This window comes from Alteromonas sp. DY56-G5, from assembly GCF_041414725.1.
Lineage (GTDB): Bacteria > Pseudomonadota > Gammaproteobacteria > Enterobacterales > Alteromonadaceae > Alteromonas > Alteromonas macleodii.
Window position 1 is genome coordinate 1 of record NZ_JANHZQ010000010.1, and the last position, 21650, is coordinate 21650.

16 protein-coding genes are annotated in these 21650 nt (G+C 45.3%); 7 read left to right on the plus strand and 9 right to left on the minus strand.

The window, feature by feature from the left end; translation table 11 throughout:
- Window positions 1-121 precede the first annotated feature (121 nt).
- The 3 genes from NO989_RS07000 to rnr form a co-directional block, all read right to left on the minus strand.
- On the minus strand, window positions 122-1792 hold the full coding sequence (locus NO989_RS07000; RefSeq protein ID WP_371342307.1) for a S8 family serine peptidase: 1671 nt from the start codon (window positions 1790-1792) through the stop codon (window positions 122-124).
- Between the two features lie 511 nt (window positions 1793-2303).
- A complete protein-coding gene (rlmB, locus tag NO989_RS07005) occupies window positions 2304-3044 on the minus strand; it encodes a 23S rRNA (guanosine(2251)-2'-O)-methyltransferase RlmB (protein WP_371342308.1) in 741 nt (246 codons plus the stop codon).
- Window positions 3045-5462, minus strand: a complete 2418-nt coding sequence (gene rnr / locus NO989_RS07010; RefSeq protein ID WP_371342309.1) for a ribonuclease R — start codon at window positions 5460-5462, stop codon at window positions 3045-3047.
- Between the two features lie 307 nt (window positions 5463-5769).
- On the opposite strand from rnr, the gene NO989_RS07015 reads away from it, so the two are divergent.
- Window positions 5770-7488: an alkaline phosphatase gene (locus NO989_RS07015; protein ID WP_371342310.1), complete on the plus strand. Its 1719-nt coding sequence runs from the start codon at window positions 5770-5772 to the stop codon at window positions 7486-7488.
- A gap of 125 nt (window positions 7489-7613) precedes the next feature.
- Here the strand turns inward: NO989_RS07015 and NO989_RS07020 are convergent, their stop codons facing one another.
- From NO989_RS07020 to NO989_RS07030, 3 genes are all read right to left on the minus strand, one after another.
- The gene (locus NO989_RS07020; protein ID WP_014950919.1) at window positions 7614-7910 is read right to left on the minus strand and encodes a type II toxin-antitoxin system RelE/ParE family toxin; all 297 of its coding nucleotides are present in this window, start codon (window positions 7908-7910) and stop codon (window positions 7614-7616) included.
- Window positions 7891-8139: a CopG family ribbon-helix-helix protein gene (locus NO989_RS07025; RefSeq protein ID WP_014950920.1), complete on the minus strand. Its 249-nt coding sequence runs from the start codon at window positions 8137-8139 to the stop codon at window positions 7891-7893. The genes NO989_RS07020 and NO989_RS07025 overlap by 20 nt, the downstream gene beginning before the upstream one ends.
- A 232-nt stretch (window positions 8140-8371) precedes the next feature.
- Entirely contained in the window at window positions 8372-10735 is a 2364-nt protein-coding gene (locus NO989_RS07030; protein WP_371342311.1) for a TonB-dependent receptor, read from the minus strand.
- Window positions 10736-11053: 318 nt separating this feature from the next.
- Here NO989_RS07030 and NO989_RS07035 point away from each other — a divergent pair, with 318 nt between their 5' ends.
- Both NO989_RS07035 and NO989_RS07040 read left to right on the plus strand, forming a co-directional pair.
- A complete protein-coding gene (locus tag NO989_RS07035; protein WP_014950922.1) occupies window positions 11054-11335 on the plus strand; it encodes a PepSY domain-containing protein in 282 nt (93 codons plus the stop codon).
- A 101-nt stretch (window positions 11336-11436) separates the two neighbouring features.
- Window positions 11437-12000 (plus strand): cytochrome b/b6 domain-containing protein, encoded by a 564-nt coding sequence (locus NO989_RS07040; protein WP_014980447.1) that lies wholly within the window; start codon window positions 11437-11439, stop codon window positions 11998-12000.
- Window positions 12001-12137: 137 nt separating this feature from the next.
- Here NO989_RS07040 and NO989_RS07045 read toward each other — a convergent pair whose 3' ends face one another.
- Both NO989_RS07045 and NO989_RS07050 read right to left on the minus strand, forming a co-directional pair.
- A complete protein-coding gene (locus NO989_RS07045) occupies window positions 12138-12782 on the minus strand; it encodes a tetratricopeptide repeat protein (protein WP_014950924.1) in 645 nt (214 codons plus the stop codon).
- Between the two features lie 178 nt (window positions 12783-12960).
- Window positions 12961-13212, minus strand: coding sequence for a TIGR02647 family protein (locus NO989_RS07050; RefSeq protein ID WP_014950925.1), 252 nt, complete (start codon window positions 13210-13212; stop codon window positions 12961-12963).
- Between the two features lie 294 nt (window positions 13213-13506).
- Here NO989_RS07050 and ubiD point away from each other — a divergent pair, with 294 nt between their 5' ends.
- From ubiD to NO989_RS07070, 4 genes are all read left to right on the plus strand, one after another.
- Window positions 13507-14973 (plus strand): 4-hydroxy-3-polyprenylbenzoate decarboxylase, encoded by a 1467-nt coding sequence (gene ubiD / locus NO989_RS07055; RefSeq protein ID WP_014950926.1) that lies wholly within the window; start codon window positions 13507-13509, stop codon window positions 14971-14973.
- A 98-nt stretch (window positions 14974-15071) separates the two neighbouring features.
- Window positions 15072-15767 (plus strand): NAD(P)H-flavin reductase, encoded by a 696-nt coding sequence (gene fre, locus NO989_RS07060; RefSeq protein WP_014977536.1) that lies wholly within the window; start codon window positions 15072-15074, stop codon window positions 15765-15767.
- 197 nt (window positions 15768-15964) lie between these two features.
- Window positions 15965-17383, plus strand: a complete 1419-nt coding sequence (locus NO989_RS07065; RefSeq protein ID WP_171337403.1) for a M28 family metallopeptidase — start codon at window positions 15965-15967, stop codon at window positions 17381-17383.
- A gap of 255 nt (window positions 17384-17638) precedes the next feature.
- A complete protein-coding gene (locus NO989_RS07070) occupies window positions 17639-18664 on the plus strand; it encodes an ABC transporter substrate-binding protein (RefSeq protein ID WP_075177825.1) in 1026 nt (341 codons plus the stop codon).
- 234 nt (window positions 18665-18898) lie between these two features.
- Here the strand turns inward: NO989_RS07070 and NO989_RS07075 are convergent, their stop codons facing one another.
- Window positions 18899-21625: an ATP-binding protein gene (locus NO989_RS07075; RefSeq protein ID WP_171337404.1), complete on the minus strand. Its 2727-nt coding sequence runs from the start codon at window positions 21623-21625 to the stop codon at window positions 18899-18901.
- Between the last annotated feature and the right edge of the window lie 25 nt (window positions 21626-21650).

The following is a 21650-nucleotide window of genomic DNA, read 5'->3' on the forward strand; positions in this document are numbered from 1 at the left end:
ATATCGCGATCGCAGCCTTCGGCTGCTAGAAAAAATAAACCCCTCCGAAAAAAGAGGGGTTTATCATCAATCTGAGCCTGCATAAGCAGGCTTTAACTGTGTCTTAGGGAGACGGGATTACTTACTCATACGAGTATGATAGCGTCACACCGCTGTATGACGAATAAGCGCGAATACCAATGTGCCACGTGCCTGACGCTGGCGCGTCGAATGTACATACTTCGCTGTTGCCATTTTGATAAGGACGACAATCATAGCTATTCGTTTCTGGCTGTGAGCCAAACTTCACATAAAGGTCTGCGTCGCCTGAGCCACCAGCAGTACTAATGGTCATTTGCGTTACGCCCTCTGGAATAGTCCATGTGTAACGATCCCAGTTACCACGAGAACCTGAAAGACCAGTTAGCTGACCTGATACTGGCTCTACACCAGGCTCAGAACCGCCACCGCCACCAGTACCGCCACCCGCACAACCATTGGTGTTAAGGTAGTTGTAGGCATCAGCAAGCTGCATTAAGCCATAACCGTAGAAGTTATCACGCCCCGCACTGCCTTTATCTTCTGCCGTTGCATTAAGTGCACTACGAATTTGGTTATTTGAACACTGCGGGAAGTAGCTCCATACCAGCGCTGCACCACCAGCAACGTGCGGAGTAGCCATTGAGGTACCGCTTAGCGATGCATAGGTGTTAGTAGGATAAGTAGACTGAACTGCACTACCTGGCGCCGCAATTTCAACTTGATCGTTGTACTGGCTGTAGCTTGCACGGTTTTCGCTTGAATCTACCGCTGCTACTGACATTACCGCATCGTATGACGCTGGGTAAGATTTTGCGCTGTTACCGTCGTTACCAGCCGCCGCAACTAACAACATGCCTGCATCAGTAAAGCTTTGCATTGCATTACGCTCGGTGGTTGACGAACTACCGCCACCTAAGCTCATGTTAACTACGTTTGAGCCGGCATCCTGACATTGGGTGATAGCATCAATAAGGTCAGATGCGTAAGTCCATTGGCCGTTGTCGTTAAAGATTTTAACGATATGCATATCCACGCCAGGATACACACCAACTACACCTTCGTTATTATCGTATGCTGCAATGGTACCCGCTACGTGGGTACCGTGGCCATTGCCATCGTTATACCAGTTACCTACAGCACTATTGTTAGCCTGACCTGTAACGCCATCGTTTGTTCCAGGCAAATCTGGGTGACCCAAGTTGTAACCTGTATCGATGATACATACTTTGCGAGCCGTAGTATCTGACTGTGCAAATTGATTAGCCTGAACCATGGTGTAGCCGTAAGGCGTGGTCTGCGCCATAGGCTTACGACGAACGTCCACTTCAATACTTTCTACGTTTGGATTTTTACGAAGCTTGTTCAGCGCTGACTTACTCATTGTAGCCGCTACCATTTTATGCTTCTTAAGCTCTTTCTTAATTGCACCACCTGCTTTTCTTACTTCTGATTTAGCAGACGCGATATCGAAAGGCTTTTTACCTTTTACTTTGGCACTTGAGATTTGACCTTTACCTTTTAATGCACTCACTTCAACCGTTTCACTGGTCATCTCATCTTTGAACTTGATGATGTAACGCTCTTGGTCAGTGGTGACAAGACGATCGACAGTCAATCGCTTACCTAGTGCTTGTTTTAGGGTTTGAGGCTTTTCTTTAACTTTTACCAGACCTTCGCCTGCTGCCATTGCAGAATTACCCATTAAGCCAAGTGATACAGCTAGAGCAGCTGCTGTTAGACATGTGTGTTTCTTATTTAATTTTGAGTTCAAAATTTATTTCCTGTTTTATCTGTCTTATTAACTTCAACACTGTTTTATTCCGTGCTTTGGAAGCTATTTGTTATTAAATGACATACAGGTATAACCATTACCTCATACGAAAAGCTCATCCATGACAACCGACGCAACTGCGTTGCAACGACCTACCCGTTTGTCAGGTATGCAAATAAACGGTATTACCAATTATTTACAGAGCTCATATTAGGCGGCGAATCAGGCTGTTGAGTATGTTGCCTTAACCCTGGTGAGCATTTTTAATACCTTTAAAAATGCACAAAAAAACAACACAACTTATGAAGAGCGCGCCAAATGTGTATTACGAGCAGATTCATGGTAGGAATAAAAAACTATAATTAACATTAATTTCACAAATTCAAATGTAACAAAATATTAAACTCTTTATAAGTTTTACTTAAATATAAAAAAGCGTGTTCCCGAAGGTACACGCTTTTTTAAAAACCAATTGAAAACTCATTAGAGGCTCAATTCTAGCAACTTAGTCTCATAAACTGCGCTGTCTTACGATCTCGTATAAGCACACGCCGGTTGCTACCGACACGTTTAAACTTGTCACGCTGCCAGCCATAGGGAGCTTCACCAACTCATCGCATGTTTCTTTGGTGAGCCTACGCATGCCCTTACCTTCAGCCCCCATTACTAATGCAGTTGGGCCTTTCAGGTCTACATCATAAAGGGTCTTATCGGTTTCACCGGCTGTGCCAACAATCCAAAGGCCTTTATCTTGAAGGTGCTTCAAGGTTCTGGCCAGGTTCGTGATTTGAATAAGTGGAACCACTTCAGCTGCACCACAGGCCACCTTTCTTACTGTGCCGTTTAAGCTTGCTGATTTATCTTTCGGTACTACTACCGCGTGCACCCCTGCTCCATCTGCAGTACGCAGGCACGCACCTAGATTATGCGGGTCAGTAACACCGTCTAGTACCAAAATTAAAGGCTGCGCTTCGCTTTCTAAAATATTGTCTAAGTCAGCTTCATCTAGTACACGGGCTGGTTTCGCTCTTGCTACCACGCCTTGGTGTTGCTCTCCGCTTACTTTGTCATCTAGCGCTTTGCGCTGACAAAACTGAACTGAAATACCGAAACGACGGGCTTGGTTAACAATGTTGGTTAGGCGCTCGTCATTGCGACCTTTTAACACTAACACTTCCATTACACGCTCGGGCTCTTTTTCAAGTACCGACTGCATGGCATGTAAACCGTATAACCATTCTTGCTGCGCCATTTAACGCTTACCTCTTTTATTCAATGACAGTGTTTTGCCGCTACTACCGCCTTTGGCGATGCCGCGACTTGACGATTTTCCACCGCTACGACTAGACGAGCTTGAGCCGCCTTTGCCTTTGTTCCCCTTTTTATCAGAACGCGAGCCTTTGTCAGAGCGTGATTTGTTATCAAAACGAGTAGGTTTATCTGAAGCCTTTTTCGCAGACCTCACTTTTACCTTCTTACCCTTAGTGCCGCGCAGCATAGACTTATCGAGTAATAAATCAATCTTTCTTTCATCAAGGTTGACCGCTGCTACGGTTACTTCAACCGTATCACCCAATCTAAACTGGCGATGACCCGACTCACCGACCAACGCTTGTTTTACGTCGTCATAGTGATAATAGTCATCATCTAGCGATGTGATGTGTACTAGGCCGTCGATGTGATATTCGGTAAGGCGTATAAATAAGCCAAAGTTTGTCACCGAGCTGACCACACCTTCAAAGGTGTCGCCGACGTGGTCGAGCATAAACTCGCACTTAAGCCAGTCAGCCACGTCACGGGTGGCATCATCGGCGCGGCGCTCTGTCATTGAACACTGCTCGCCTAACTGTTCAATTTCTTCAACGGTGTAGTTTTTCGCGCCACTGACTGCTTTTTTGCCCTGCTGTTTAGCAATAATGCCTTTTAGCGCACGATGAACGACCAAGTCTGGGTAGCGACGGATAGGTGACGTGAAGTGCGCGTAAGCTTCTAGCGCCAACCCAAAGTGACCTACGTTGTCACCGTCGTAAACCGCTTGCTTCATGGAGCGCAGCAGCATGGTTTGAATTAGTTCTTCGTCCACTCGACCGCGGGTTTTAAGCACCACATCGGTGAATGCGGCAGGCTCCGCGTCTTCAACAATGCGATGAGGAATACCGATTTCACTTAAGTAACTGGTAAATGCGGTAAGCCTGTCGGCGTCTGGTTTGTCGTGCACACGATATAGCGCAGGCGCCTCATGCTTTTCAAGCATAAGAGCCGCACTCACGTTTGCCATGATCATGCACTCTTCAATAAGCTTGTGCGCGTCGTTACGCACCAGCGGCACAATATTTTCAATCTTGCGCTGGGCGTTGAATACAAACTTCACTTCTTGGGTTTCAAATTCAATCGCTCCACGCTTAGCACGGGCTTTTTTGAGCGCGCGGTACAAGTCGTGAAGATTACGTAAATGAGGTACATGAGGCTCGTAACGCTGATGAAGTTCTTTGTCGCCCTGAAGAATATTCCACACTTTGGTGTAGGTTAAACGGGCGTGTGAGTTCATGACTGCTTCGTAAAACTGGAATTCTTCCAGTTTACCATTTGCACTGATGGTCATTTCACACACCATACATAGGCGGTCGACTTCAGGGTTTAGTGAACACAAGCCGTTTGACAGCACTTCCGGTAGCATAGGAATTACTTGGTCAGGGAAGTAAACCGAGTTACCGCGCTGCTGCGCTTCATCATCAAGGGCTGAGCCTGTTCTTACATAGTGACTTACATCGGCAATAGCTACCCATAGCTGCCAGCCACCATCGTCGAGCGGTTCACAATATACCGCGTCGTCGAAGTCGCGGGCGTCTTCACCGTCAATGGTAACAAGCGGAAGCTGGCGCAAGTCTATGCGTCCTTCTTTGGCTTCTTCGGGCACTTGGTCAGTTAGCTTTTCCACTTGCTTGGTTACGCCTTTAGGCCACTGATGTGGAATATCAAACGTACGAAGTGCCATTTCTATTTCCATACCTGGCGCCATATGTTCACCAAGTACTTCAACAATTTTGCCCACCGGACTCATTTTACGGCGTGGACGCTGGGTAAGCTCTACCACAACCACCTGCCCCATTCGAGCACCGTGTGTGCTCTCTGGTGGAATAACAATTTCGTGCTGCAACCGGCTGTCATCTGGCACAACCATGCCAAAACCTTGTTCAACAAAGTAGCGGCCAACAATTGGCTCGCTGCGTGGCTCAATGACTTGCGTAACAAACGCTTCTTTTCTTCCGCGGCGATCGGTTCCGCTAATGCGCGCTTCTACCACATCGTCGTGAAGGAACAGGTTCATTTGCCCAGCACTGATAAATAAATCACCGCTCTTATCTTCAGGACGCAAAAAGCCGTAGCCATCACGGTGACCAATAATTCTGCCTTTAATGAGTTCATCACGGTTTTGGAGAATGTATTTTTTCTGCTTGGTAAATTGCACCTGACCTTCGCGCTCCATGGCACGTAGTCGGCGCTGAATTCCAATTCGCGCTTCTTCGTCGAAGGCGTTCACCAAGTTACAGATATCAAGAAACGACAACGGCTTGTCGTGCTCTTTTAATAAACTCATTAAATATTCGCGGCTGGCTACCGGATTTTCGTACTTCTCTTTCTCGCGCTGATAATGCGGATCATCACTCATGTATTTTAAATTTACCTTTCGTATTTTGTTCAACGTGTTTTCGTTTGTGGCTTAGTTCTTCAAAGCCCTGTAGAAAACATAAATATGATTGTTTAGACACACAAACCATTTTTGGTTCATGTGGTTATTTGCTGCACAGTATAACAGTATTTGCAGTAAAACATTGACTGTTATTATGGATTCTCAGCCTGACATCTGTATGTCACAAACACTCAGTATAAAAATGGGTTTTCGTTTTTGTTGCATGAGCGTTCAACAAAACAATGACATCACTAGTTACCTTACAAACCTTATAAAGAGCAGGCATATGGATAGAAGATCGTTTATAAAGCTGTCGTCATTCGCAGGTGCGAGCGTGGCAGTGTCTACAGGGCTAGCGGGCTGCACAGTGAGCAATTCAGCAAATAGCCAACCTCAAACTAACGCTACCTTTACTCATGGTGTGGCCAGTGGCGACCCGTTAAAAGACGCCGTTATTATCTGGACGCGCGCCGTGCCCACTGCAAATTTGGGCTCAAGTACGGGCTCAAAGTCAGGTTTAGCCAAGGCCGATATTTTATGGGAAATGGCAAGCGATGCTGATTTTGCCAATGTGATAAGTAGCGGTATTGTTGAAGCCAAAGCAATTCATGATTTTACCGTAAAAGTGGACGTAGCAGGTCTTAGTCCAGCTCGTCGTTATTTTTACCGCTTCAAAAGCGCTAATAATACAAGTCCTGTGGGAGAAACCCGTACGCTACCTGAAGTCGATGTGTCTAACGTCACGTTCGGCATATTTTCTTGTTCCAACTACCCCGCTGGCTTTTTCACGCCTTACATGGAAGCAGCGAAAGACGACAACATCGACTATGTATTACACCTTGGTGACTACATTTATGAGTACGATGGCGAAGGTTACGCAACTGAGCACGCCAAGGAAATTGGCAGGACCTATGCGCCTGATAACGACACCGAGCTTTACACTCTCACTGACTATCGCAACCGCTATGCGCTGTATCGTACGGATGAAGGCTTGCTGTCGTTACATCAAAATAAGCCGTTTATTGTTGTGTGGGATGACCATGAAATTACTAATGACACCTATAAAGATGGTGCCGAAAATCACCAAGCCGATGAAGGCGATTTTTATGAACGCCGCGCTGCGGCCGTACAAGCCTACTATGAGTGGCTACCTATACGCCCGCCGTTTGGCACTGAGCGTTTAGAGATTTATCGTCAGTTTACCTTTGGTAAGCTTCTTGACTTATACATGCTCGACACCCGCGTTCTTGCCCGCGACAAACAGCTTGAATACGCCAACTATCGCGATGCTGAAACTAATGCGTTTGACCAAGCACGCTTTATGAAAGACATCGGCAACCCGAACCGCGGTTTACTCGGTGAAACCCAACGCAACTGGCTACATTCGTCTATGCGGCAAAGCCAGGCTAAATGGCAGGTGTTAGGGCAACAGCTATTAATAGGCCGCATGCTTTTCCCTGTATCTATTTTTAACGGCGTTGAACGCAAAGCAATACCTGATCATGTACATAGGCTCGCGAATATCAAACGCAAACAAAAGCAAGGTGGTGCACTTAGTGAGCAAGAGCTTGCGCTTATCAATACCGTAATGCCTTACAACTTAGACGCATGGGATGGCTATCCTGTTGAGCGGGAACAGGTGCTGATGCAGCTTAAGTCCATCGGCAAGCCAGTTATTGCCCTTGCAGGTGATACACATAACGCTTGGCATAATAAATTAACCCTTAAAGACGGCACGGAGGTGGGAGTTGAACTTGCCACACCAGGCGTGACGTCACCCGGTATGGAACATTACCTAAGCATGGGGGATGAAAAAGCTAAAACCCTTGCAGACGACCTACCGCTTCTTATAGAAGATTTGCAGTACTGTAACCTCCACCAGCGTGGCTTTATGACATTGACCGTCAGCGAAGGCAGCGCAAAAGCCACGTGGCACTATGTGGATGCAATTTTAACCAAAGCTGGAAAAGTAGTTAACACGCATAGCTTTGAGATTAAGGCATAGCTTTCTAAAATTTTATAAGCGTGTATAGGCTCTAGCCTATGCACGTTATTTATAAAGTTAAAGGCTACAAACGCTACCTTACAAGTCTCACAACGAGCTTAGTGCTTTCCACAAATAGTTTGTTTTTAATCTGCGTTGGGCCATTGCTGAGCATCATGAAGAACACGTAGTATTTCGATGCAATTTGTAGTGATGTTTTCTCGATATATAACGATAAACGGCAGGCCATTAATTACAAGTTCACGCGTATTCTTCAATCGGCCATGACGGCCTGCTCTAGGATGTTCCGATAAGACTAGGTGCGAACTATCAATAATGTTCATGACAACGTCAATAGCTACAGAGGGGCTATTTTCTTGAGCAATATGAGCTTCAATTTTCTCTAAATCGGTACCTGCAAGATCAGTCCATTTGAGCTGCACGCTTAGCCTCCCACTTAGTTTTGACATCAGTATGGTCGGTCAAACGTCCCTCATCAGCGGCTTTCACTCCTTTTTCCACCTCTTGGATAAACCACTCTTCGCGAGCAACATACTGCTTGATGGCTTCGGCCATCAGCCACGCCCTAGGTCTATCCATCGCCTTAGCCATTTCGCCTACACGTGCAAGTGTTTCGTCATCTAATCTTACTGAGGTAGCTTTTAAAGGCATGTAGATTCTCCGAGGTTCTTTGAGAATCTTTATTGTAGCTGCACTAGCATTAAATGTCTTCTTTTGCTTTTCATCACCAAAGACAGAGTGCAAGACGTTATAGTTAAATCGCACCGAATAAAATCAGAGTCTCTGATACTCCTTCTTGTGACCCATACAATTTAAGTTACGTCCTATTCCCATCAAGATAGGGGCATATTGACGGGAATAGGTACTCTCTTATTCTTTACTTCTAAAACTCATAATAAACACGCACACCAGCAAAGCGTGGCATGCCGCGTACGAAGGTAGGAATACCCAATCCACCGCCCGTATTACCAGCATCAATCAAGAACTCTTTATCAAACAAGTTGTTCACGTAAAGCTCATAGGCAAACTTGCTGTTGTCTTGAAGCAGCTTCACCGATACATCAGTCAGTGAGTAAGTATCTTGAGAAAGACCAGGGTAATTGCTGCTTTCAAAAAACACTTCTGACTGGAAACTGGTAAGCCAGTTAACATCAATGTCAAAACTGTCCATATTGAATACTTTGTTGATGTTTATCGCGCCGCTAACTTCTGGCGCTAAGCGGAACTTATTACCACCGTATTGGAACTCAGATCCATCAGCAGTATTGTCTGCAAATTCAGCATCAAGGAAACCAAGGCTTGCTGTTAGCGTCAACGTCTCGCTGTAGTTATAAGTCGCCATGCCTTCAATACCCGACATGGTCGAGTCGCCTACCGTTACAGTAATAGACTGTAAGGTTTCTGCGTCGGTAAAGCTTTGCTGATAATCGCTGTATTCGTAGGTGAAAATGGCACCTGAGAACAGGAAGTTCGCGCTTTGGTATTTAATACCTAAATCGTAACTGTCTACTATTTCAGGTTTAGTCACATTAACGCCACCTGCATTAGCATCCACAACTGGTGAACGTCGTCCCCTAGCGTAGTTCGCGTATACGTTCCAGTTGTTATTAACATCATAGCTTACAGCAAATCGCGGTAGGGTATCGTCAAAGTCGCGCTCGGCATCGAACGTAAATGCACCGTCTGCAGTAGTATAAGTATTACGGGTATAACGTGTTTCGTCGATATAGCGCACGCCAGCAGTAATGTTGATGTCGTCGGTAACAAAATACGACACCTCAGCAACATAAGACGCTATATCAAGTTCAGCTTCAAATATAAACGGCCCTTGTATCATAATAGGCGGCAGTGCAGGGTTAGAAATAGGAGAGCCATCTTCATTAAACAGTTGCGACACTAACATCGCACGCAGTGCTTCTATTTCTTCTAACGATGCGCCGGTAGCGATATTCTGATTTAGCGGAATGTTTGAGGTGGCCTCAAGCTGTGCTTTTACCGCATCGAAGGTACCACGTACAAATGGGTCGACCATTACATAATAGGGCAAAATAGAATCGTCTTGAGTAATAGACGCACCTACAAACGCGGCCAATTTATCACCCGAGTCATACACTAAACGCATTGACGCACCTTTAAGCGTAGCGTCGTTATCGAAATAGGCATCTTGAATACGCAAAGCAGAACCGTCGGCGTCAAATCCCTCGCTTACCTCTACATCTTTATAGTATGCGTCGGCATGCAGACTGAGCATTTGGTTGAAATCGTAGTTTACGGTTAAGTCATAAGCTTGAAGCGTTCGTTCAATGCCTAGCTCACTGCCTAAACTAAATTCGGCATCAGTAAAAGGGCTAGTATCTCCGCCATTGGGGGCGATAGAGCCTGACTTGAAGGCAATGCCCGGCTGGTCGTTATACTCCATGGCTGCGCGCGCAATGATTTCAAGCTGATCGTAATTCGCTCGCCATGTTGCACGTAGTGCTTGTACTGAAACACCCTGAAGATCTTCGCTGTTGCAAGGCACTTCTTCACCAAGATGGTTGTACATATTTGCATTACCGTAATAGGAGTCAGCGCTACAGGCATTGTTTTCTACAATGCCGTCCATTTCGCGATAAAGACCTGCTATACGAAAACTGTGGTTATCGTTAATAGGCTGGTTATACATGAATTCAACTTCTTGGCCTTGCTCTGAGTTATAGCCAACCTGTACCTTGCCTTCTTGTTCGAAGGTGGGAAGATTAGAATGAATACTCACCGCACCATTGGCTGCCGCCACACCAAACAAGGTTGGCTGGGGGCCTTTTAAAACCTCTACGCGCGCAATATCAAAAAGCGCGACGCTGGCTACCGTCTTTTTACTGATATCAAAGCCATCTTGATATACAGAGATGCGAGGCGTTGCCGACACCGAAGATACGTCGTCAGTCACGCCTCGAATATTAAAGGACGGTAAGCTTACAGCCTGCTCTTGAATTTGAACGTTAGGTAAAATACGAGAAAGCTCATCAAGTTCCATGATATTGGTGCGCTCTAAGAACTCGCTACCTATTACATCCATAGTAACAGGCACATCCATAACGGACTGCTCACGCATTTGTGCGGTTACCGTAATCTCTTCTATATAGTTATGTTCGTTTTCTGTGTCGGGCGCTACTTCTTGTGCAATTGCGGCGCTTGATAGTGCAAATGCAATTGTTGTGGCAAGCAGAGAGCGTGGATAAACCGTTCGAGGGTACAGAGGACGCATCAAGTCATTCCTTTTGTGTGCTTATTGGGTGTTTTATGTATTTTTTAAACATTTCGCCGATAGATTGGCGACATTGCCTAGTGTTTAGAAATATCAAAGCCCAAAAATGTAGAATGCTTTTGAGACGGTTCGATGAACTATCCGTGACATGTCGGAGGCAATTTTATGACAAGTATTCTGTGCCCCGCTATAAAACCAAACAGAACTCAATTCTGTACAACAAAGTTGTGCAACCTCTATGCACAAAAGAACAATGTCAGTACAATATTTAAGTAGGATAGAAAGAACTTTTAAATAAAAAGCGAAACGGAGACTGCAATGAAAAAATTAATGATGGCTACTGCTATTGGCGCCGCGACCTTATTAAGTGCATGTAGTGCAGAGCACGGCACCACTCAGTGTACTACTGCGCCGGAAGCTGAATGGCAAAACCAAGATGCGTTTCAGGCTCAGCTGTTAGCGCAAGGCTACAAAATCAACGAATTTAAAGTGACAGGCGGTAACTGCTACGAAATCTACGGCTTCGATAAAGAAGAGAACAAAGTAGAGATTTACTTTAACCCTGTTGATGGCAGCATTGTTAAAAAAGAAATGCACTAAATTCTGTTTAGCAAACGGTTCATCGAACGCTTGCTTTAAAACTTGATAAAAACGCTGCAAACTATTGCAGCGTTTTTGTTTTACCCTGAGAAAGTCACGTAATGCACAAAGCTAAAGACACGGGTTCAGATATTTATGTTTGGGATTGGGTAGTGCGCGTATGCCACTGGGGCATTGTTGCAAGTTTTATCACCAACTACTTTATTGTAGAGCCAGGCCGGCTTTTTCATGAAATCGCGGGCTATGTGGGCGTAGCGCTTATATCTATACGCGTTGCTTGGGGCTTACGTTCAGCTAATCCCAACAAGAAGGGCTCCGCAGATTACGCTAGCTTCTCCACTATTTCGCTAAGCAAGCAGGCCTTTAGAGAACATCTTCAGCACTTAAAGCATAAACAAATCCCACGTACTCATGGCCACAATCCTTTTGGCTGGCTTATGGTGATGGCAGTTATTGCCCTTTTGCTTGGGTTAGGTATTACCGGTTTTATGATGGAAGAAATAGACGCACTGTTTGGAAATAGCACGCTGGAATGGATACACAGTATTATGGCTGATGTATTGTACGGCTGTGTGTTGGTGCATATTGCTTCCGTGTTTGCTGTACAACGTATGGGTAATATTCAGTTAGTTCGCCCTATGCTTACTGGCTGGCGTAAGCGTTAAGCCTACGTAAAGACATAGATGTGCTACGGACATAAATACACTTTTGCCGAAGCTGGCTTGTTGTGTTTGCCAGCCTTTCTGCCCTTAAGATTTTAGTTGCCTGCAGGTGTTCGTTATCACCTCGCCACTTGTGGCTTTTAACTATCCAAAGGCCGCTTTGCCTCTCGCACGGCTTTCGGGTGCATTAATTTTTCTAAGCGAGCGAGGTAAGACGCAATTTGCTGATGCTGCTTTTTATCGTTGGTCACCGAGTTATAAAGCCAGTGGTATGCGTCTTCATAATCGTAAGGACTGCCATAACCGTCCAAAAACAACTCAACCAAGTGAATTTGCGCTTTTAGGTTTTTAAGCGCAGCGGCTTCTCGTAAATACACCACGGCGCGAGATTTATCCTGCTGTACGAGTGTGCCTTTGGCATAGTAACGCCCAAGTTGCTCTAGTGCTGCTGGCAAACCTTGATTCGCGGCATCTTCCATGTAGCCAATACCACGGGCAGGTTCAGCGTCTACGCACACGCCCCATGCCAGCATATCTCCCCATAAAAACTGGTAGGCCGGTACTTTCAACACGTTTGCACGCGCTTCAATGTCTTGCACTAATTGGCATCGATCAGCCACGACTTTGTCTAAATGCGTATTGGCATTAATCATATCGATTAAGGCATCTTGGCTGTAAAGCTGAACTGCGCGAAGCTCTTCAATCGTTTCCCCTTCAAGAGCATGAGCGCAAAAACCCGTGACAGTCGCGCAGATAAATAAGGCTGTGTGTAGAATACGTTTCATAGCAAAAGAGTATGTGTTGATTACAATGTCTTAGTTAAGGTATCGACTAATTATAGATTATCTTAACCAAGACATGCTTTTCTTTACGAATGGACACATGAGCGTTTGCGGCCAGCTAATATCTGCTTTCAACTTTATGCTGACCACATGCATTTAACCGTACGCCAGCATCTTGCTTTTAGTGGCTACTTTTTCGTGGGCACATGGCCGATTGGATATGGCGGGCGTGATCGGCTAGGTCAATACCTAAATCAGTTAGGTAACCACCGTCTGGCTGGGTAATTAGGCCTTTGGAGTATAGCCTAGATGCTGCGTTCACCATGCTTTGGCTGGCATCGTGATGAATTTTTAAACCTTGAAGTAGGCTGTCTGTTGGAAACTTCAGTAACAAATTTAATTCGTCTAACATGTCCTGATCGAATGAACTCATGTAACCACCTTAGGCAAAAGGGTTAGTAGGGATTTAGCACGCTGGCCACTGTAAAACACCTCAGCAAAGCACTATGTTAACAACCTATACCGAAGCGCACACACCAAAGCACTATTAGCCCTAGATTTGTTAATATTTTTAACGCTTTCTTATATCACACCCAAATGGCACCTCTGTAAAGCGTAATTTATCTGTAAAACGTTTAATCGTGTAAACACAGCGCTTACTGATCGGACTTTGGCGCTAAATAGTATATTCTTGCCTTAAATTGAGTTTGTGGATGCACCTGCACTGATGAAGTACAAAGATTTACGCGACTTTATTCGCCAGCTAGAAGCTAAAGGTGAATTGGTACGCATTACCCAGCCCATTGATACCGACCTTGAAATGACAGAAATTGCCGACAGGACGTTGCGTGCCGGCGGCCCTGCACTGTTATTTGAAAACCCTAAAAATCACGACATGCCCGTATTGGCAAATTTATTTGGTACACCAGAGCGCGTAGCTATGGGCATGGGTCAAGAGTCTGTTGAAGCACTGCGTGAAGTAGGCAAGCTACTGGCTTATTTGAAAGAGCCTGAGCCGCCTAAAGGGCTGAAAGATCTTTGGGAGAAGCTGCCAGTATTTAAGCAGGTGCTTAATATGCCAGCCAAAGTCCTTAAAAAAGCCCCTTGTCAGGAAGTGGTGCTTACCGGTGACGACGTAGACTTATCAAAAATTCCGGTACAGCGCTGCTGGCCCGGTGACGCTGCGCCTTTGGTAACATGGGGTTTGAGTGTTACTAAAGGGCCGCATAAGAAGCGTCAGAATCTGGGCATTTACCGTCAGCAGGTTATCGGCAAAAACAAACTTATTATGCGCTGGTTGTCACACCGTGGGGGCGCCCTTGATTTTCGAGAGTGGTGTCAAACACACCCGGGCGAACCCTACCCGGTATCTGTGGCACTTGGCGCAGACCCCGCTACTATTCTAGGTGCGGTTACCCCTGTACCAGACACCCTTTCCGAGTATGCTTTTGCAGGTTTACTACGTGGTGATAAAACCGAAGTAGTTAAGTCTATTAGTAACGACTTACAAGTACCTGCCAGTGCCGAGATTGTGCTTGAAGGTTATATTGCACAAGATGAAACAGCGCCTGAAGGTCCATACGGCGATCACACCGGGTATTACAATGAAGTCGATGACTTCCCTGTGTTTACGGTAACGCATATTACCCATCGTAAAGATCCTATCTATCATTCAACCTATACAGGCCGTCCACCAGATGAGCCAGCTATTTTAGGTGTTGCGCTAAACGAAGTGTTTGTGCCTATTTTGCAAAAGCAGTTCCCTGAAATTGTCGACTTCTACTTACCGCCTGAAGGATGCTCTTATCGTATGGCAGTAGTGACGATGAAGAAACAATACCCTGGGCATGCGAAACGGGTGATGATGGGTGTGTGGTCGTTCTTGCGCCAGTTCATGTACACCAAATTTGTGATAGTGTGCGATGACGACGTCAACGCGCGTGACTGGAACGATGTTATTTGGGCCATCACTACCCGTATGGACCCAGCCCGCGACACGGTAATGATAGAAAATACGCCTATCGACTACTTGGATTTTGCATCACCGGTTTCAGGGCTAGGCTCTAAAATGGGCATGGATGCAACAAACAAGATGCCGGGCGAAACCGACCGAGAATGGGGCGTACCTATTGTGATGGACGAAGACGTTAAAAAACGCGTTGATGATATTTGGGACAGTCTTGGTATTATGTAGCGACTATTTTTAGCGCTATTTATTTTGTATAGAAGCAAGCGCTTTTCTTAAGCGCATGAAAAGGCGACACGCTAAGCAAGAAGGTTAGAAGAGAATACATGTCAGAAATTAAGTGTAAGGTTGCAAGCATCACGCCTTTAACCGAAGTGGTTCAAAAAGTCGAATTAACGCCAGAAAGCCCTGTTGAGTTTAAAGCGGGTCAGTACGCCATGGTGGTAATGGGCGAAAAAGATATGCGTCCATTTTCTATTGCCAATGCCGCATTTGATAATAGCCGCATTGAATTACACATTGGCGCAGAGCCTGGCAACAGCTACGCTGGTGAAGTGCTAGAGCGCATGCGTGCGGATGGCGAAATTACCGTAAACGTAGGTAATGGCAATGCCTTTTTGCAAAGTAATGGCCTGCCTATGGTGCTTATTGCTGGTGGTACTGGCTTCTCATATACCTACTCTATTCTGCAAGAGCATCTTAACAGCGGTGATAAGACACCACTTACCCTTTATTGGGGTGGAAAACACGCGGCTGATTTGTACTTAGCTGACAAGCTAACTGAGCTCGCTGAAACTAACGATCACTTCACTTTTGTGCCGGTTGTAGAGTTTGCATGCGACGAATGGAAAGGCAGAACGGGCTGGGTACACCATGCGGTAATGGCAGACCACGCTGACTTTGCCAATATTCAGGTTTACGTTGCAGGTCGTTTTGAAATGGCCAAAGTTGTACGCGATGATTTTACACAACGCGGCTTAAAAGTTGAGAACCTGTTTGGCGACGCGTTTGCGTTTATTTAAGCGCTAGCGTAAACCCATATTCTGAAAGCCGGCGAATGCCGGCTTTTTTGTTTTTTTAAAGTCATTTTTCATTCCCAGCGTCTTACTCCGTTTTTCAATCGCGATGCCTTGCGATGACCAACCATTAAACACGTTTACTCTAATTGTAGCTTTGCCACGTATTCGTTATGGTGAAAAAATAAAAACAGGAGATAACAATGATAAAAAACCGACCCGCACTAGCCAGTATAAGTGCAAAAATAAGAACTGAATTAACGAAAGTACTGGCATCAGCTGTATTGGTAAGTAGCACAGCGTCATTCTCTACTCACGCACAAAGCGAGCAGCAGCAAGCACTTTACGATATTGCCAAAAATGTCTCTGCTGAAAACATTGAAAAAGACATTACTACGCTGGTGAACTTTGGTACACGCCATACCCTTTCTGAAACCGAGTCCGATACTCGTGGTATTGGTGCTGCGCGACGTTGGATTAAATCTGAATTTGATAAAATTTCCGCCGAGTGTGGTGGCTGCTTAGAAGTGTACTACCAGTCGGAAGTCATCAGCGGAGAAAAACGTATTCCCGACCCAGTAGAAGTGGTTAGCGTTATCGCGATACAACGCGGTACCACCGATCCAGACCGTTACGTCATCATGTCAGGCGACATCGATTCACGGGTGTCTGATGTAATGGACTTCACCTCTGACTCACCAGGGGCAAACGACAACGCCTCTGGTGTTGCCGGTACCCTTGAAGCTGCGCGAGTACTATCCAAATACAAGTTTAACGGCAGTATCGTGTATGCTGCTTTATCTGGTGAAGAGCAAGGGCTTTTCGGCGGGCGTATTATGGCAAACCAAGCCAAGGAAGACGGCTGGCGAATTAAAGCCGTGCTCAATAATGACATGATAGGCAATATCGAAGGGGTTAACGGTGTGATTAACAACACCACCGCTCGCTTGTTTGCTGAAGGTACACGCGTAACCGAAACGGATAAGGAAGCGCGCATGCGACGTTTCACCGGGGGTGAAGTTGACTCACCAAGCCGTAACCTTGCCCGTTACATCGATAAAATTGCCGATCAGTATATTGAGAACTTAGACACGATGGTGATTTATCGTTTGGACCGTTTTGGTCGTGGCGGCCATCACCGCCCGTTCAACGACTTGGGCTATCCGGGTATTCGTATTATGGAAACTAACGAAAACTACACCCGCCAGCATCAAGATCTTCGCGTAGAAGACGGTATTGCCTATGGTGACACCTTGGATGGCGTCGACTTTGATTACGCTGCCAAACTTACTGGCCTTAATGCTGTTTCACTTGCTGCAATGGCGTGGGCACCGAATCCACCTGCAAATGTAGAAATTGCCGGTGCAGTTCAACCTTCAACATTTTTAAAGTGGGATGCACTAGACGCTGAAGAGAACCCTCAACTTAAAGGGTACAAAGTATACTGGCGTCATACTGATGCTCCGCAATGGGAATACAGTAAATATGTGGGTAACGTCACCGAGGCCATGCTTGAGAACGTTGTTATCGACAACTACTTCTTTGGCGTAGCCAGCGTTAACAAGGACGGTGTTGAAAGCGTAGTGGTTTATCCAGGTCCTGCGGGAAGCTTTGGAGAATAAACGTTTTTATTGAGCGCCTATGTTAAGCGTGCGTATATGCATGCAATCAAGTTCGTGACGTTAAGCTGGTAATGAAACCGGCTTATCGTCACGAATGACTTTACTCAATAAAAGCTAGTATAAACGTGGACACTACACTCAATATATTGATGTCGCTTACATTTTGTTAATTTAAGCCAGTACGTGTTTATTGGAATTAAGCGACTAACTGCATTACAGTGTAGTAAATGTATGACGGCAGTTCGGAGTTCACCTTTGGTAAGATTCAGCGCGTTCTCGCTCTCTATTTTCACTCAACGTCTTTCTTTATTAGGCATAAGCCTAGTCCTTTGTTGTTTTAATGTTTCGCAATTACATGCCGCCCCTACCAAATTAGGTGCAGCTTCCTTCGAGACCTACATAAGCGACGATGGGGAGCCTGCTCGAGTTAATACACTGCTCGAAAAGGTGTTTCAGAAGGCGGAGCTGGATATCCAACTTCAGGTTATGCGACAAGCTTTTTTGGGCAGTTCTGTACTGACAGGTAAGCTAGACGGTGAATTTGCCTACGTTAATTTGGGCGAGGACAGCAGCAACTATGTTCTATCCGATATCTACTTACCCATTTACCTTTACGCGGTAAGTAAAGAGGCGGACGTTGAGGCAATAAAGCTTTTTCCTCATTTAAAAGACAACCGGGTCGCTATTGAAAATCGCTTTGCGAATACGCCATCATTCAGACTGCTGAAAGATATAAAGTGGTCACGCAACCCCACTACGTTTGATGCATTTCGCCAACTTGCCGACGATAGAGCGCCTTACTTAATTACCACCCAGCTGCTTGCGCGCGAGCTAAACATACTGCTGGCTAACGATAATGAAGAAACCCTGCACTTTTCAGCAAAACCATTAGCAAAAACCGGATTTCAAATAGCTATCAGCAAAAATGTTGCTAACGCTGAAAGGATTATTGCGCAATTCAACCAGGCTGTGTCGACAATGCAGAATTCGGGGGAATTGAATCAGCCACTTGATTTAGCTTGGCTCACCAAAGATGTGAATGGCGATGGCGTTGCCGACTTTATCGGGCACAGCAACATAACTACCACGTCAGACTTGTTAAACACCGCCTATTCCCTTGACGGTAAACCTACATCTGAAGCTAGCGCGTTTTATATTGACGGGGATAGATATGCATCGCTTGAGGAAGCGCGTGCTGCCCTTCCTGATAAAGAAAGTTCGTCGCCTCGCGAGTCGCTGTTAGATAAAACCACCTACCAGCTATTACTTCGCCGCTGGTAGATGAATTTTGACTTCAGTGAACTTTGAAAGCAATGAGCGTTGAAAGGCATTAAATTAGGTAGAGAAGCACGAAGTCGACTACGCGACTTCTACACTACAAAGCATACCTGTCGTTGCTTAAACTAAACGACCTATTCAAAGATATGCGTCAGCTTTGTTAACGCTCTATCTTCGCGCTCTATCCTCGTAATACTGCTGATCAAAGGTTGCAAAAAAGACTGGGAGTCATCTGCGTTAGTGTGTCGTTTCTGGCAAGTACATTTCCAAAATTGTCAGCAATTCTTCGCCATCTACCGGTTTTGACACATAGTTATTAAAGCCAGCTTTAAGAGCTTTAACGCGATCAGAGGTATAGGCATAAGCAGTAAGCGCCACAGCGTTGAGCTTTGCAATCTCTGGGATTTCGCTTGCCCTCATTTTCAATACTAGGCCTAACCCGTCCATTTCCGGCATGCCAATATCCGACAGTAATAGATCGAAAGCTTCGGGCATATCGTTTAGCTCTTTCCATGCGAGTAGCCCGTTTTTAACTACGTTGACCCGGGCACCGTTAGACTCTAAAAACAGCTTTATAAAGTCACGGGCGTCTTGCTCGTCTTCTGCTACCAAAATTCGTAAACCGCTTAGACGCAAAGACTCGGTCAAATCACTGATTTCACTATTCTTGGTTTCGATAATGTCATCGTGCAAACTAAGAGGAGCAATAGGCAAAGACACAAAGAACGTAGTCCCGGAATTTGGCCCATCACTTTCGGCACGAATTTCCCCGCCGTGCATTTCAACCAAGCTCTTTACAATAGATAAACCCAGCCCCAAGCCGAGTTTGTTATGAGAGTCTTTACCTTGGTAAAAGCGTTCAAAAACCCGTGCTATCTGATCTTGGGTCATTCCTTTACCGTTGTCTTTTACACGAAACAAGTAATTTGAATGTTCTCTTCGCCCCCGCACATGTACGGTTCCGCCTTTTGCTGTAAATTTAAGAGCGTTACTGAGCAGATTGTTTATCACCTGCTTAATACGCAAATTATCACCCAGAATTTGAGTATGTTCGTCTTCGCAATTGATTGAAAGTTGAATATTTTTACTGGCAAAGCCCGCTTCGAATGATTTAGCGACTTCAAATATAGACCCAGCGATATTTAATGAATGCGTACTCAATTTCATAGTGCCGGAGATAATGCGCGACAAATCTAAAATGTCATTTATTAAGGCAGCCTGTGTAGACGCAGCGCGTTTGATAACGCCTAATGCGTCAGACATTCTATCGACATTCGTCACATCCATCAGAGCTAAGTCGGTCCAACCTACAATAGAATTAAGGGGCGAACGAAGTTCATGGGAAATACTCGCCAAAAACTGATCTTTAGCTTTATCTAACTCTTCTAATTTACTAATTTGCTTGTCGAGCGACGCTTTCAGGCTTAGCGCGTAAGGTATAAATAGATGATCAAAACCTTCTATAATAAGCTGATCATCCTCGCTCCACTCTACCGACTCATCAGCAACACTTTGTAAGTACATATCAAAGGAATTACGAGGTGTTAGTACCTTACCAACATCTTTGTTCGCGGCTTCGCGGCCCGCCCATCGTATAGTTTTGTCTTTTTGCTCTCTAAACCAAACCGTGTAGTAACCAAGCTTGGCAGATACACAGGAAATATACATGCCGCGAATGCCATTAAGGTCACATTGTTCGGACACTTCTTCCGCCAGCTTGCTAATAGCAATTGACTCTTCAGAGTTTGGAATAACGAATTTGTCGAGAAGGCGAGTTAATGTTTGTTCAGAGGGCGTTTTACCTACTAAATATTTATCTACAGGGGTAATAACGGCCATACCACATGCATTGGCTACATCCAAAAGGCCTTTTTCTTTTTGGGTTATCGCCTCAAGCGGGTTAGCAAAGCCAGTAAGCTGATGAATAATAGTGTTTAGCTTACGTTGGCGAATTTGAAACTGTTCTTTCTTTTCATGCAAGGCTTTAGTGTGTAGCTGCCACGCATAGAGATGACCGAGGGATTCGCATACCAAACGCTTTTTTTGGTCGATATATTTAGGCTCGTTATTGTGACAAGCAAGTAACCCCCAAAGTTTACCTTCAAACACAAGGGACACGGAAAACGATGAACGTATGCCCATATTTTTAAGATAAGTGATATGAACCGGCGACACTGAACGAACCATAGACATGGATAAATCCATTGGCGGTCGCTCTGCTTCTTGCACAGTTGGTATTAAAGCAATAGGGGGTTGTTCTACGTCAAATACACAACGTACGCGATTTTTTAAGTACAGCGCCCGGGCTTGGCTAGGAATATCAGATGCGGGAAATTTCAAACCTTTGAAAGAGCGAGACCCTGGGAATTTTGCTTCGCCAATTACTTCTCCGCTATAGGTTTTATCGAACTGATAAACCATCACCGAATCAAACCCTATGTAGCGCTTAAATACGCCCGCAATGGCGTCTGCAACATCACTGATAGACTCGCACCCATCCACATCGGGAAGCAATGTGCGAATATTTACGTCCATCGGTACCCATTGTTGGGCGGCTTCATAACTAAGCTGAGGGGTAGGCTCTAGTTCAATAACGAGTAAGCCGTTTGAATCGAACGCGACACCACTGCCCTCTTTTTCCCAATTGTCTAAACAAAGTGCGTTTTCGGCAAATTTCCATTGATACGCTCGGCGTGTATTCCCGCCTTTAACGCTTTGATAGATACTTTGAAAGGTTGGTGCATCTTCGGAAGGCGTATCGATGAGCTCAGTAATAAGAGTTTCACCCGCAGTGATACTGACTTTAAATAGCTCATTGATGTTTTCACTAACCACCTGAATTTTTTTAGTTTCAGGGTCTACCGCTATAACGTAACCAAAGCTTTGAACACTTTCGATTAGGTGAATAGCTTCATCTTCGCAGTTTTGAAGCGTCTTTATCTTTTTATCTGTAACGTGCTGCATTGCCTTGGCCGAGAAATTTTGAAAG

Excerpts from the sequence above, each read along its gene's own strand:
- NO989_RS07075 (WP_171337404.1), bottom strand. The coding sequence starts at position 21,625 with ATGCAGCACGTTACAGATAAAAAGATAAAGACGCTTCAAAACTGCGAA.
- NO989_RS07015 (WP_371342310.1), top strand. The coding sequence starts at position 5,770 with ATGGATAGAAGATCGTTTATAAAGCTGTCGTCATTCGCAGGTGCGAGC.
- ubiD (WP_014950926.1), top strand. The coding sequence starts at position 13,507 with ATGAAGTACAAAGATTTACGCGACTTTATTCGCCAGCTAGAAGCTAAA.
- fre (WP_014977536.1), top strand. The coding sequence starts at position 15,072 with ATGTCAGAAATTAAGTGTAAGGTTGCAAGCATCACGCCTTTAACCGAA.
- NO989_RS07030 (WP_371342311.1), bottom strand. The coding sequence starts at position 10,735 with ATGCGTCCTCTGTACCCTCGAACGGTTTATCCACGCTCTCTGCTTGCC.
- NO989_RS07035 (WP_014950922.1), top strand. The coding sequence starts at position 11,054 with ATGAAAAAATTAATGATGGCTACTGCTATTGGCGCCGCGACCTTATTA.
- NO989_RS07025 (WP_014950920.1), bottom strand. The coding sequence starts at position 8,139 with ATGCCTTTAAAAGCTACCTCAGTAAGATTAGATGACGAAACACTTGCA.
- rnr (WP_371342309.1), bottom strand. The coding sequence starts at position 5,462 with ATGAGTGATGATCCGCATTATCAGCGCGAGAAAGAGAAGTACGAAAAT.
- rlmB (WP_371342308.1), bottom strand. The coding sequence starts at position 3,044 with ATGGCGCAGCAAGAATGGTTATACGGTTTACATGCCATGCAGTCGGTA.
- NO989_RS07050 (WP_014950925.1), bottom strand. The coding sequence starts at position 13,212 with ATGAGTTCATTCGATCAGGACATGTTAGACGAATTAAATTTGTTACTG.
- NO989_RS07040 (WP_014980447.1), top strand. The coding sequence starts at position 11,437 with ATGCACAAAGCTAAAGACACGGGTTCAGATATTTATGTTTGGGATTGG.
- NO989_RS07045 (WP_014950924.1), bottom strand. The coding sequence starts at position 12,782 with ATGAAACGTATTCTACACACAGCCTTATTTATCTGCGCGACTGTCACG.
- NO989_RS07065 (WP_171337403.1), top strand. The coding sequence starts at position 15,965 with ATGATAAAAAACCGACCCGCACTAGCCAGTATAAGTGCAAAAATAAGA.